This is a genomic window from Bauldia litoralis (assembly GCF_900104485.1).
GTDB lineage: Bacteria > Pseudomonadota > Alphaproteobacteria > Rhizobiales > Kaistiaceae > Bauldia > Bauldia litoralis.
Map to the genome: position 1 here is coordinate 580,681 of NZ_FMXQ01000003.1, position 12,718 is coordinate 593,398.

Consider the following 12,718-nt stretch of genomic DNA (forward strand, 5'->3'; position numbering starts at 1 on the left):
GCTCACGCGATCCCGCGGGCGTAGGCGGCGGAGGACAGGAAGCCGCGAATGGTGTCGAACATCTCCGGCTCGTTGAGCAGGAAGGCGTCATGGCCGCGATCGGTGTCGATCTCGACGAAGCTGACGCTGGCCCCGGCGGCGTTCAGCGCGCGGACCACCGCCTTGTTCTCGACGGTCGGAAAGAGCCAGTCGGAGGTGAAGGACACGACGCAGAAGCGGGTCTTCGAACCGCGGAAGGCGTTGGCGAGGCGGCCGCCATAATCCTCGGCAAGGTCGAAATAATCCATCGCCCGGGTCAGGTAGAGATAGGAATTGGCGTCGAACCGCTCGACGAAGGTCATGCCCTGGTGGCGCAGGTAGGATTCGATCTGGAAATCGGCGTCGAAGCCGAAGGTCGGCTTGTCGCGATCCTGAAGGTTGCGGCCGAACTTGCGGTGGAGCGCCTGCTCGGACAGGTAGGTGACATGGGCGGCCATGCGGGCGACGGCCAGTCCCTTGCGGGGGCTGGTGTCGTCAAGCAGGTAGCGGCCGCCGCGCCATTCCGGATCGGCCATTACCGCCTGGCGGCCGACCTCGTGGAAGGCAATATTCTGCGAGGAATGGCGGGCGCCGGCGGCAATCGGCAGGGCCGAGAATACCCGTTCGGGATAGGTCGCCGCCCATTGCAGCACCTGCATGCCGCCCATCGATCCGCCGGCAACGCAGAACAGCGTCTCGATGCCGAGTTGGTCAAGCAGCATGGCCTGGGCCCGGACCATGTCGCCGACGGTGATGACGGGCAGGCCGAGGCCATAGGGCTCGCCGGTTTCCGGATCGGTCGTCGCCGGGCCGGTGGTGCCCATGCAGCCGCCCAGCACATTGGTGCAGATGATGAAATAGCGGTCGGTGTCGATCGCCTTGCCCGGTCCGACCATCTCCGTCCACCAGCCGGGCTTGCCGGTGACCGGATGGCGATTGCAGGCATGCTGGTCGCCGGTCAGGGCGTGGCAGAGCAGAATGGCGTTGGAGCGCGCCTCATTCAGCGTACCATAGGTCTGGTAGGCAATCTGCAAGTGGTTGAGCCGCTTGCCGGAATCGAGCAGCAGCGGGCGGTCCGGGCCGAAACGGACGACCGGACTGGAGGGATTGTCTGCCTGTTCAAGTGCCACGACCGCCTGATCGGCAGCCGGGGCGCCTGTCGGCTCCGTGTCGCCGACGATCGCCATCGCAGGTTCTTACATCGTTACAGGGAGTCAATCTGCTAGGAGGGGCACCGCTAACTGTCAATGTTTTCTTTGATTTTGCCGGGCGGCTTGCCTATGAATCGGCGCCCTCGACCAGCCCGCAATCAGACCCTCCACGGCGGCCACCCGACCCATGTCCGAACCGGCGACTGACACCCAAGCCCTGACGGCTCTCCGCCAGAAGATCGACGCCATCGACGACGATGTGCATCGCCTGCTCATCGAGCGCGGCGCGGTGGTCGACTCGCTGGTCCGGATCAAGGGGACGAGCAAGGCGGGCAACGCCTTTCGGCCCGGCCGCGAAGCCTCGATGATGCGCCGGCTGGTCGCCGCGCATCAGGGCGCGCTGCCGGTGACGACGGTCGAGCATATCTGGCGCGAGATCATCACCACCTTCACCCGGATGCAAGCGCCCTTCGACGTCGCCGTCGACATGAGCCATGCGCCGGAGCGGATGCGCGACCTCGCCCGCTTCTATTTCGGCTTCTCGGTCGGTCTCGACGCGATGCCCGACGCCGCGGCCGTGGTGGCCCGGGTCGCCGGCAACACAGACCTCGGCCTCGTCGCGATCGACGAGACCGGCGCGGGCGCGCCGTGGTGGCGCGGCCTGATCGGCGACGGCACGCCGCGGATCATGTCGCACCTGCCCTTCATCCGGTCGAAACGCCGGCCCGCCGACCTGCCGGCGCTGGTGATCTCGCCGCCGCTGGCCGATCCGACGCCGCCGGAGGTGATCCTCTATGCGGTCACCTCTGGCGCGGACCTCGTGGCCGGCGACGGCATCGAGGTTCTGGCCCGACGGGAGAGTGGCGGCATCCGGGACACGCTGGTGGCGGCACCGGCCGACCTCGATCGCGCGGCGATCGAGGCGCGGGCCGGGACGACCCTCGACACGATCGCCGACGTCGGCGGCATCGCCCGCGGCATCGCGCTCGACGGCGCGCCATCGGTGCTCTACGCGCCGATCGGCGAGGGAGACGGCGCATGACGACCGACCGACGCCCGACGCCGCGCCCCGGCGTCCTCGACATCGCCGCCTATGTGCCCGGCCGCTCCAAGGCGGCGCCGGGCGTCAAGCTGCACAAGCTGTCGTCCAACGAGACGCCGCTCCGGCCGAGCCCCGCCGCGGTCGCCGCCTATCGCTCGGTGGCGGAGACGCTGGCGCTTTATCCCGACGGATCGGCGGCGGACCTGCGCGCGGCTATCGGCGCGGCCCACGGCCTCAACCCGGACCGCATCGTCTGCGGCGCCGGCTCGGACGAAATCCTGACGCTGATCGCCCAGGCCTTCATCGGCCCCGGCGACGAGGCGATCCACACCACCCACGGCTTTCTCGTCTACCCGATCGCCATCAAGGCGGCCGGCGGTACGCCGGTGGTCGCGGCCGAGACCGACTATACCGCCGACGTCGACGCGATCCTGGCCGCCGTCACCGAACGGACGCGGGTGGTCTTTCTCGCCAATCCCAACAACCCGACCGGCACCTACCTGCCCTTCGACGAGGTGCGGCGGCTGCATGCCGGGCTGCCGCCCGAGACCGTGCTGGTCATCGACGCCGCCTATGCCGAGTACGTGCGCCGCAACGACTATGAGAGCGGGATCGAGCTCGCCGGCAACGCCGACAATGTCATCATGACGCGGACCTTTTCGAAGATTCACGGGCTGGCGGGACTGCGGATCGGCTGGGGTTATGGCGCGGCGCATATCATCGATGCGCTGAACCGCATTCGCGGTCCGTTCAACGTCTCGGCGCCGGCGATTGCTGCGGGCGTCGCGGCGATCGGCGACCGTGGCCATACCGAGAAGGCGGCGACCCACAACGAGACGTGGCTGCCGAAGCTGACCGCGGCGATCGAGGGGCTTGGCCTGACGGTCACGCCGAGCGTCGCCAATTTCGTGCTGATCCATTTTCCCGAAGAAGCCGGGCGGCGGGCGGTCGATGCCGACGCCTTTCTCGTTTCGCGGGGCGTGGTGGTCCGGCGGCTGGAGGCCTATGGCCTGCCCAACGCGCTGCGCATGACCGTCGGCTCCGACGAGGCGAATGAGGCGGCGCTGGCCGGCCTTGCCGCGTTCATGGGCGGGACGACGTGATGGCTTCGGTGGTGGATAGCGGCATTGCGTCCTTCGAGGCTCGCTTCGCTCGCACCTCAGGATGGCCAGGGTTGTGGTTTCCGTTTGGGGGGCGGCCTTCTTGTGGGGCGTCTCCCGTCCTCGCCATCCTGAGGTGCGAGGGTGAAGCCCGAGCCTCGAAGGACGCACGCCAGCCGACCCAGGAAGGACCGACATCGTGAGCGATCCCGTCTTTCCGCGGCTGGCGCTGATCGGCATCGGGCTGATCGGTGCGTCGATCGCGCTGGCCGCCTGCAGGTCCGGGGCCGCCGGGCATGTCGCGATCCACAGCCGCACGGCGAAGACGCTGGAGCGCGCCGAGGAACTCGGGCTCGGCGACAGCTATCACGCCGATCCGGCCGACGCGGTAAAGGACGCCGATTGCGTCATCCTGTGCATCCCGGTCGGCGCCTCGGGCACGGCGACGGAGGCCATCGCGCGCCACCTCAAGCCGGGGTCGACCATCTCGGATGTCGGTTCGGTCAAGGCGTCGGTGATCGCCCAGATGGCGCTGCACCTGCCGGCGGATGTTCACCTGGTGCCGGCCCATCCGGTCGCCGGCACCGAATATTCGGGGCCGGACGCCGGCTTCGCCGCTTTGTTCGACAACCGCTGGTGCATCCTGACGCCGCCGCCGGAGGCCGACCCGGCCGCCGTGGCGCGGCTCGTCGACTTCTGGAGCCGCCTCGGCGCCAATGTCGAGACGATGACCGCCGAGCACCATGACCTCGTGCTGGCGATCACCAGCCATGTGCCGCATCTGATCGCCTACAACATCGTCGGCACGGCCGCCGATCTCGAGACGGTGACCCAGTCCGAGGTGATGAAATTCTCGGCCGGCGGGTTCCGCGACTTCACCCGCATCGCCGCCTCCGATCCGACGATGTGGCGGGACATCTTCCTCAACAATCGCGAGGCGGTGCTGGAAATGCTCGGTCGCTTCTCCGAGGACCTGACGGCGCTGCAGCGGCTGATCCGCTACGGCGAGGGCGACAAGCTCTACGACCTCTTCGCCCGGACCCGGGAAATCCGGCGCGGCATCATTGCCGCCGGCCAGGCGATCGAGGCGGCCGATCTCGACCGGCCGCACGGCAAGGACGACGACGAAGCGGGATAACCCCGCCAGCAGAGCAGGGAGACGAGCGATGGGCTTCGACATGGGCGCCTTCGCGCTCGCCGGCAGGACCGCGCTGGTGATCGGCGGCACGAGCGGCATCGGCCGGGAGATCGCACTGGGCTACAAGGTGGCCGGGGCGAGGGTCCTGATCGCCGGGCGCCGGCAGGACAAGCTCGACCGGGTTGCCGCCGAGCTTGGCGGTGACGATGGCGCACCGATCGCCTATCCGGTCGACGTCCAGTCGGTCGCGACGCTCGAGCCTTTCGCCGAAAGAATCGAGGCCGATCACGGGCCGATGGACATTCTGGTCAACTGCCAGGGGACGACCTTCATCAAGCCGGCGCTGGAGCTCAGCGAGGCGGAATATGACGCGATCCTCGATACCAACCTGAAGGGCGTTTTCTTCGCCTGCACCGCCTTCGGCCGCCGCATGCTGGAACGCGGCAAGGGAGCGATCGTCAACATCTCCTCGCTCTCCGCCCATAACGGCTGGGCGCAGGCCGCGGCCTATGGCGCCAGCAAATGCGGCGTCGGCGGCATCACCCAGAGTCTTGCGGCCGAGTGGGGCGAGGGCGGGGTAAGGGTCAACGCGATTGCGCCGGGCTTCTTCGTCACCGACCTCAATCGCAACATGCCGAAGGAACGCAAGGCGGAACTGGAGCGGCGGGCGGCGATGAAGCGGGCCGGCGACCTGTCGGAACTGGTCGGCGCGGCGATCTACCTTGCCTCGGACGCCGCCGGTTTCGTCAGCGGCACGACGCTCAACGTCGATGGCGGCTATCTCGCCTCCGGGATCTGAGGCCGTCAGAACCGCAGCGGCGGGATGGTGGCGACCGCGATCACCCCGACCGAAACCACGCCGTCGCGAATGGCGATCGGCATTTCGCGTGCGTCCGCGTCGCCCTCGACCGGCTTGGCGAACATGCTGGCGGCCGCGATCCACTGCTTGACCTGGTCCTCGGCGCCGGGACGGATCTTTGCGACCGCCTTTGGCAGCTTCTTCAGGCCGGAGACGCGGACCGTCAGGTTGCCGGTGATCAGGCCCGCCGGCGACAGGCGAACCGCGCCGCTGGCGCGGATCACCGAACCACCAAGCGCGACCAGCAGGCTGGTGACGTCGACGGTGCCGCCGCTGGCGAGCCAGGCGCGCATGGTGGCGGCGGGGTCGGTGCCGAGCGAGCCGCCGACATCGTGGGCGGTGACATCCATCTGGATGGCGAAGGCCGGCAGGTCGGCGCCCTTGCGCAGCTTCACCAGCAGGTCGTCGGCGAGCAGGGTAAAGCGGTAGGCGTCACCGCCGGCAGGCTCGGCGGCGCCACGGGCGCGGCTGGCGGCAAGCCGGGTGAAAGGCGGCTTCTTGACGTCGGGTTTGGCGGCGACGGTCAATTCATCGAGTTCGAAGGCGATGCTGTTGAGGCCGGACAGGCCGGCATCGGCGTTGGCGATCGCCCGCAACCAGTTGGCGTCATAGGCAAGGCCCTGCGCCGGTGCGTCGATCGCCATCGGCGCCGAAAGCGCGGCTGTGACGCTGCCCGGCCAGTAGACCGGGGCGCTGGCCGTGAGGCGGGTGAAGCCAACCGCCATGCCGGCCTTCGTGTCGTTGAAGCTTGGCTGGCCGCAATCGAGGTCGAGGCTGAGGGGAAAGCCGCCGGTCTCGTTCTCGACGCAGGCGACCGCCCGTCCGTCGGCGGCGAGCGAGGCAAGGAGGTCCTGCACTGCGCTGGTCGCCATGCGGTTGCTCAGGTACCAGTAGCCGCCCCATAGGACGACGAGCAGGACCACGACAAGGGTCGCGATGGTCGTGCCGCGGCGGAAACGGTGTCGTCGTTTGGTCATGGGGTGCCTTGTTGCGCGGCGCTGGTCGACCTGATAGGCCGACGCCCGCCCGGATCGATCGTCGTGAACGCGCTCCCGGCTCTTCCGCTTGCCCTGTCCGCAATTCGGATCCGATGCGTATGTCCGATTTCTGGGTCTTTGGCTATGGGTCGCTGATGTGGCGGCCGGGCTTCGACTATCTCGAATCCGAGACCGCCGACCTGGCGGGCGCCCATCGATCGCTCTGCGTCTATTCCTGGGTCCATCGCGGCACCCGGGCGCGGCCCGGGCTGGTGCTCGGCCTCGACCGGGGCGGCTCGTGCCGCGGCGTCGCCTTCCGGGTGGCGGGACGCGATCGCGCCGCCGTGCTCGCCTACCTGCGCGAACGCGAACTGGTGACCGATGTCTATCGCGAGGTGTCGCGGCCGATCCGGCTGCGCCGCGAGGGACGGCCCGAGGTCGCGGCGGTGACCTACATGGTCGATCGCGATCATCAGCAATATGCCGGGCGATTGCCGCCGGACGCCATCCTTGCCCATGTCCGCGCCGGCCACGGCCAGTCCGGCGCCAACAGCGACTATATCGTCAGTACCGTGGCGCATTTGCGTGCCCTTGGCCTCACCGACCCGATTCTCGAACGCGTCGTGGCGGCGCTGGCCGACACCTGAGCGAAGCGTCCGAGAGAGACGAACATTCCGGCGAGACGATGGCTGGCGGCCGCGCCGGCTTCAGTCGTGCCCGATCGTCGCAATGCGCGACCGGGCCGCATCGGAAAGGGGCGGCGGATTGGGTGCGGCGGCGGCCTCGGCGATGAGGCGGTCGGAGGCCTCCTCGACGGCCTTTTCCAGCCGCTCGGCGAAGTCCTTGGTGTCGAGGCCGGGCTCGATCGGCGGCAGGTATTCGATGACGATCGTGCCGGGGTAGCGGAGGAACTTGCGGCGCGGCCAGAACAGGCCGCTGTTGAGCGCCACCGGCACGACCGGGACGCCGAGCGCCTTGTACATGAAGGAGACGCCGAAGTGATAATCCGGCGGCGCGCCCGGCGCCCGGCGAGTGCCTTCCGGAAAAATGATGATCTCGCGCTGCTTGGCGATCTCCTCGCGGGCTCGCGCCACCAGCGCGCGCAAGGCGGCGGACCCGCCGCCGCGCTCGACATGGATCATGCCGGCGGCGGTGGTGTAGAGGCCGAAGAGCGGGATCTGCCTCAGCTCGCGCTTGATGACGAAGGTCGGAAAGGCGAGCGTCGGGATCAGGGCGAAGGTCTCGTAGGCCGACTGGTGCTTGGCGGCGACGATGGCCGCGCCCTGCGGGATATGCTCGCGGCCACGGACTTCCAGCCGGATGCCGCCAAGGACGCGGGCGAGAAAGGTGCAGACCGTCCCCCACAGCTTGGCGAAGGCGACGCCGGTGCGTTGCGGCATCAGCAGGAACGGCACGATGCCGACGATCAGCATAACCGTGGTGACGAGATAGAAGGCGATGTTGAAGACCAGCGATCGGAGGATCGTCGCCAAACCGGGACCCTTGTCGACGCTCAACGGCCGGCGGCGCGGGCCGGGCGGGTGATCGGAAGAAGCTGGCGGGCTTCCGCGGCGAGGAATTTGCCGTACTCGCGGGCAAGCAGGCCGAAGGTGGCCGAATCCCGCCACCAGTCGTCGAGACGCAGGTCGGGATTGCTGACGGGGAAGGCGATCAGTTCGACATCCGGCATGGTGCCGCCGAGCTCGGCCATGCTGCGCGGCATGTGATAGTCGCTGGTGACGACGATCAGCGACCTGAAGCCCTGCTCCTCGACCCAGCGCTGGGTCTCGCTGGCATTCTCGATGGTGTCGCGGGCGTGGTCGAGATCGACGCAGCAGGCGAGCACCGGGCGGACGCCATCCTCCACCGTCTCGGCGAGCGTTTCGCGGGTGACGACCGGGTTGACGCCAGAGATCAACAGGCGCTGGGCGCGCCCTTCGGCGAGCAGGGCGAGCGCGCCGTCGATGCGGGCGGTGCCGCCGGTCAGGACGACGATGCCCTCGGCGCGCGGATCGACCGGCGGGGCGGCGACCGTCACCGTGCGGGCGAAGGCGACGAAGCCGATGGCGAGGCCGACAACCAGCGATCCGGCAAGGGCAGTTGCCGCAAACCACACCGGTTTCCGCTTCCGCGAAGCCATCAACTGTCCTTTCGCCGCCGTGTCCCGGCGCGATTTATCCTCTGCAATCGCGTTCATGCCGCGACCGTCGCAGCAGCGATCATACCAAAATCCGCGCCGTCCCGCCCATATCTCATTGCCGCATGCTCATTCAGACTCGGCCAGGTAGCGATAGACGGTGAGCCGCGAGGTTATCGCGGTCATCACGGCGATCATGAAGGCGATGGCGAGCGCCCCCAGATAGCCGACCGGACCGACCGCGAAACTGCCGAACAGCGCCGCTGTCTGGTCGGCGGCGACCGGGCTCATCGACGGCGCCAGGACGAAGCTGGTCAGGGCGAAGATGAAGGCGGCGGCGGCGGCGCCCATCAGCCCGCCCTTGAGGCCGAGCAGCATGAAGTGGCGCTGGTATTCGCGGGCGATGAAGCCGTCCTCGGCGCCGACGAAATGGAGCACCGAGACGACGTCGCGATTGCCGGCCATGGCGCCGCGGGTGGCGAAAACGACGCTGAGGACGGTCGCCATGAATACCAGCGACAGGATGCCGAGGCCGATGAAGACGGTGACCCGCGCCATGGTCTGGAGCCGCGAGGTCCAGCCCCGATGATCGTCGAGCGTCGCGCCGCGGACCTGGGCGGCGAGGCGGTCGGCCAGGGCGCCGAGATCGACGATCGACGGGTCGGAGAGGCGGACGACGATCAGCCGCGGGATCGGCAATTCGCCGAGATCGAGGCCGGTGCCGAGCCACGGTTCGAGCAGCGCCGTGCTCTCGGCCTCGGAGATCACCTCGGCGCTGGCGACGCCGCGAAACAGCCGGGCGACCGTCGCCGCCTTGGCGGCCTCGGCCGCCGTGTCGACGCCCTCGATCGGCCGGACCTGGATGGTGACCTCGCGCAACAGGTCGGTCTGCCAGTCGCTCGCCGCGTCGCGGACAAGGGTGACGGCGCCGAGGGTCAGGCAGGCGAGGAAGCACATGATGGCGACGACGATCGTCAGCGCGTTGCCGGAAACCGTGTTTTCCGGCACGAGCTGGCTCTGCTTGCGCATCGCCAGGCGGGACTGCCGGCGAAAGGCCGCAAGCTGGAGCTTGTGCGAGTGGTCGGCCTCAGTCGTAGACAGTGAGCCGCCCTTCCTCGATGACGAGACGCCGGGCATTGAACTGGTTCATCAGGTTGATGTCATGGGTGGCGATGACGACGGATGTGCCAAGCCGGTTGAGCTCGACGAAAAGGCGCATCAGCCGGCGGGCGAGCGGCGGATCGACGTTGCCGGTCGGTTCGTCGGCGAGCAGGATTTCCGGCTTGCCGATCAGGGCGCGGGCCAGCGCCGCGCGCTGCTTCTCACCGCCGGACATGACCGGCGGGAAGGCATGCATCCGGTCGCCGAGCCCGACCCAGCGCAGCAATTCGACGACATCGGCCCGGTAGCTCGATTCCTCGTTGCCGAGGACCCGCAGCGGCAGGGCGACATTCTCGAATGTGGTGAGATGGTCGAGCAAGCGGAAATCCTGGAAGACGACACCGATCCGTCGGCGCAGCGCCGGCAGGTCGGTCTTGGACAGCGATGCGGCATCCCGGTTGAACACCGTGATCAGGCCGCGCGTCGGCTTCAAGGACAGGAAAATAAGTCGAATCAGCGTCGTCTTTCCCGCTCCGGACGGGCCGGTCAGGAACTGGAACGAGCGCGGAGCGATCTGGAAGGACAGATCGCGAAGGATTTCGGGCCCCATTCCGTAACGGAGGCCAACATTCTCGAAACGAATCACCTGGTCGCCAGCCTTGCCTCGTCCGTCCTCTTCAGAACCACCTTGCCATTCCCCGCTTAGCCGTTTGTGGCCGTTGGTGCCACCGGAACAAGGCATCTCAACGGCGCAAGCGTTGCCAGAAGACCGTCCGGCTTTCCCCCATCATGGTTTCCAAGGCGTTAACTTTCTTCGCCTATCGTTGTCCGCATGCTCCTGTTGGGGGATTGCGAGCCATGACGATACGATGCCCGAAATGCAAGACGCCGAGCCTGCTCTCGCCGGAGGAAGTCGGCGAAGTCGGTCGCCTCGAACGCTGTCCGAACTGCCAGACGACGTGGCTGGCGCGCCATTTCGCAGCGAACGCGGATTTCGGGCGCCGTGACCGGCGACCGATGACTCGCCGCGAATCGCCGATCATCGACGGCGAGTTCGTGCCGCCCATTCGATTCACCTCCGGATTCCACGGCCAGGGCGCGGCCCGCACGGCGAGTGTCCGGGTACCGCCTGCCGCCCGGCGCTATGGCTTCGTGGCCGCGGCGACGGCGCTGGTCCTGACGCTGATCGCCATCGTCCTGCTGACGCCGGCGGTCTCCGCCCTGCCGCGGTTCGTCGGCTTCGTCACCGAGCGTGGCAGCGTCGCGCTGGAGGCGGTTTCCAGCAAGACCGTTACCCTGCGCGGCACCGAAGCGATCCTGGTCGAAGGCCAGATCGTCAACCGCAGCGGCCAGGACCTCGACGTGCCCGCCGTGCGCATCGCCTTGAAGGAGGACGGGTCCGAGGTCTATAGCTGGCTGATGGAACCAACAGTACAACGCGTCCGCGCCGGCGAAACGGTCGGCTTCCGCTCGGCGATGGCGAGCCCCCGACCGGGCGCCAGCCAGATCGCCCTCAGCCTTGCCGATCGCGGCGACGCCGGGACCGGCGCGCGCTGATGCAACGTATTCGGGGCCGCGACCTTCGGGTCCTCTATGACGCGCCGACGATTGCCAAGCGCAATGTCGAGCTTGCCGAGGAGATCGCCACGGCGGGCTATGTCGACCTGCTGGTCGTCTCGATCCTCAAGGGCAGCTTCATCTTCGCCGCCGACCTGATCCGGGCGCTGCACACCGTCGGACTGGCGCCGGAGGTCGAGTTCCTGTCGCTCTCCAGCTATCGTTCCGGAACCGAATCGAGCGGCGAGGTCACGGTGCTCCGCGATATCGAGACCGACGTGGCCGGCCGTGACGTGCTCTTGATCGACGATATTCTCGAATCCGGCCGGACCCTGGCCTTTGCCCGGAGCCTGATGCTGTCGCGCAAGGCGCACCGGGTCGGCATCGCCGTGCTTCTCGAGAAGCCCGGCAAGCTCTCCCAGCCGCTGAAGGCCGATCACGTCGGCTTCAGTTGCCCCGACTATTTCGTCGTCGGATACGGCATGGACGTCGCCCATGCCTTTCGGGAACTGCCCTTCGTCGGGGTTGTCGAAGACGAGTAGGACCCCTGGTCCTACTCGTTTTTTGCCTTCCCTGTCGGCCCTCCGGGCCTCCCCGCCTCTTGTTTTGCCGCGTTGCCCCCCGGCGAGTGGGGCAGGCCGCGTTCCCCCCAACCGCTCATCCCCGCGAAAGCGGGGACCCAGGCGGCGTCGGGAATGGGCTCGTAGCCGGCCGACACGGGCACCCGGCCGGAGGACTGGATCCCCGCTTTCGCGGGGACGAGCGGGTACGGGATCCGCAAGACGTCCCATGGTCCGTGCGGGAGCCTTCGGCCCTCCTCGCCTCTTTTCTTGTTTCCCGGTCCGGCCTTCGGCCGTCCTCGCCTCTTTTGCCCCGCCTCTTGGAATCAGTCCTCCGAGGAGTCCCGGGTGGCCGCAGCCGGGGGCGCGACGAGGGCGGGTCGGAAGGCCGGCTTTCGCCGGCTCGCGTCGGCCGGGATGGCCCGGTAAAGCTGCTTGGTCGCCTCGACGAGGATCACCCCGGCGAATGCCGGCCACAGCGTGACGCCGACCCGTTCCCAGTTGGCGCCGGTGCGCAGCCAGGGCCGGCGGGCGATCGGCGGGACGCAGAGCGCTTCCGACCAGCCGAGTGGCGAGAACATCGCCTCGCGCAACAGCGCGGTCAGTTGTCCGCGGGTGAAGGGGCGGCCGTAGCCGAAAGGCGTCTTCTCCGCCCAGGCCCAGATGCCGCGGCGGTTGGGGACGACGAGGATAACGCGGCCGCCGGGAGCAAGAACCCGCCAAATCTCGCGCAACTGCTCGCGCGGATTGTCCGCCACCTCGAGGCTGTGGACCACCAGCACCCGCTCGATCGAGGCATCGGGGAGCGGCAGGACGTCGGTGGCGACGAGGGCAGCGGCGTTGAGACCGTCCGGCGGCCAGTTCACCACCCCCTGTCCCTCCGGCATGAAGGCGATGGTGCGGGCGGCGCCGTCGGCAAGGTCGTCGAGATAGGGCGTCGCATAGCCGATGCCGAGAAGCTGCTCGCCGGCGAGCGAGGGCCAGTGCTTCTTGAGCCGGGCGCCGATCAGGCGGCTGGCAATCTCGCCGAGGCGTTCGGCGTAAAAGGCCCGGAGATCGACAACGTCGAGATACATGC

The 12,718-nt window shown here is 68.3% G+C and carries 14 protein-coding genes; 7 read left to right on the forward strand and 7 right to left on the reverse strand.

The annotated features are described in order from the left end of the window. Window positions 1-2: 2 nt before the first annotated feature. On the reverse strand, window positions 3-1,205 hold the full coding sequence (gene metX / locus BLT60_RS10040) for a homoserine O-acetyltransferase MetX (protein ID WP_090876275.1): 1,203 nt from the start codon (window positions 1,203-1,205) through the stop codon (window positions 3-5). 151 nt (window positions 1,206-1,356) lie between these two features. On the opposite strand from metX, the gene pheA reads away from it, so the two are divergent. The 4 genes from pheA to BLT60_RS10060 all read left to right on the forward strand — a co-directional run bounded on the left by pheA (window position 1,357) and on the right by BLT60_RS10060 (window position 5,248). After that, window positions 1,357-2,211: a chorismate mutase gene (gene pheA, locus BLT60_RS10045; protein ID WP_090876276.1), complete on the forward strand. Its 855-nt coding sequence runs from the start codon at window positions 1,357-1,359 to the stop codon at window positions 2,209-2,211. Beyond that, window positions 2,208-3,314 carry a histidinol-phosphate transaminase gene (hisC, locus tag BLT60_RS10050; protein ID WP_090876277.1) on the forward strand — a complete coding sequence of 369 codons (1,107 nt, stop codon included), beginning with the start codon at window positions 2,208-2,210 and terminating at the stop codon, window positions 3,312-3,314. Before pheA ends, hisC begins: the two co-directional genes overlap by 4 nt. 196 nt (window positions 3,315-3,510) lie before the next feature. Further along, window positions 3,511-4,449 (forward strand): prephenate/arogenate dehydrogenase family protein, encoded by a 939-nt coding sequence (locus tag BLT60_RS10055; protein WP_090876278.1) that lies wholly within the window; start codon window positions 3,511-3,513, stop codon window positions 4,447-4,449. A 28-nt stretch (window positions 4,450-4,477) separates the two neighbouring features. Then, a complete protein-coding gene (locus tag BLT60_RS10060) occupies window positions 4,478-5,248 on the forward strand; it encodes an SDR family NAD(P)-dependent oxidoreductase (RefSeq protein WP_090876279.1) in 771 nt (256 codons plus the stop codon). A 5-nt stretch (window positions 5,249-5,253) separates the two neighbouring features. Here BLT60_RS10060 and BLT60_RS10065 read toward each other — a convergent pair whose 3' ends face one another. Beyond that, window positions 5,254-6,285, reverse strand: coding sequence for a DUF2125 domain-containing protein (locus BLT60_RS10065; RefSeq protein ID WP_090876280.1), 1,032 nt, complete (start codon window positions 6,283-6,285; stop codon window positions 5,254-5,256). A gap of 119 nt (window positions 6,286-6,404) precedes the next feature. Between BLT60_RS10065 and BLT60_RS10070 the strand changes: the two genes are divergently transcribed. Then, entirely contained in the window at window positions 6,405-6,932 is a 528-nt protein-coding gene (locus BLT60_RS10070) for a gamma-glutamylcyclotransferase (RefSeq protein ID WP_090876281.1), read from the forward strand. Between the two features lie 60 nt (window positions 6,933-6,992). Here the strand turns inward: BLT60_RS10070 and BLT60_RS10075 are convergent, their stop codons facing one another. The 4 genes from BLT60_RS10075 to ftsE all read right to left on the reverse strand — a co-directional run bounded on the left by BLT60_RS10075 (window position 6,993) and on the right by ftsE (window position 10,169). Then, window positions 6,993-7,778 carry a lysophospholipid acyltransferase family protein gene (locus tag BLT60_RS10075; RefSeq protein ID WP_244521205.1) on the reverse strand — a complete coding sequence of 262 codons (786 nt, stop codon included), beginning with the start codon at window positions 7,776-7,778 and terminating at the stop codon, window positions 6,993-6,995. A gap of 20 nt (window positions 7,779-7,798) precedes the next feature. Then, complete coding sequence (locus BLT60_RS10080) at window positions 7,799-8,425, reverse strand: YdcF family protein (protein ID WP_175478369.1); 627 nt, start codon at window positions 8,423-8,425, stop codon at window positions 7,799-7,801. Between the two features lie 126 nt (window positions 8,426-8,551). Next, window positions 8,552-9,451, reverse strand: coding sequence for a cell division protein FtsX (locus BLT60_RS10085; RefSeq protein ID WP_090876283.1), 900 nt, complete (start codon window positions 9,449-9,451; stop codon window positions 8,552-8,554). A gap of 58 nt (window positions 9,452-9,509) precedes the next feature. After that, window positions 9,510-10,169, reverse strand: coding sequence for a cell division ATP-binding protein FtsE (gene ftsE / locus BLT60_RS10090; RefSeq protein ID WP_090876284.1), 660 nt, complete (start codon window positions 10,167-10,169; stop codon window positions 9,510-9,512). Window positions 10,170-10,381: 212 nt separating this feature from the next. Here ftsE and BLT60_RS10095 point away from each other — a divergent pair, with 212 nt between their 5' ends. Together BLT60_RS10095 and hpt are read left to right on the forward strand one after the other, a co-directional pair. Further along, entirely contained in the window at window positions 10,382-11,080 is a 699-nt protein-coding gene (locus BLT60_RS10095) for a zinc-ribbon domain-containing protein (protein ID WP_175478370.1), read from the forward strand. Next, window positions 11,080-11,622, forward strand: coding sequence for a hypoxanthine phosphoribosyltransferase (hpt, locus tag BLT60_RS10100; RefSeq protein WP_090876286.1), 543 nt, complete (start codon window positions 11,080-11,082; stop codon window positions 11,620-11,622). The genes BLT60_RS10095 and hpt overlap by 1 nt, the downstream gene beginning before the upstream one ends. Window positions 11,623-11,966: 344 nt before the next feature. Here hpt and BLT60_RS10105 read toward each other — a convergent pair whose 3' ends face one another. Beyond that, complete coding sequence (locus tag BLT60_RS10105; protein ID WP_090876354.1) at window positions 11,967-12,716, reverse strand: class I SAM-dependent methyltransferase; 750 nt, start codon at window positions 12,714-12,716, stop codon at window positions 11,967-11,969. Window positions 12,717-12,718 lie beyond the last annotated feature (2 nt).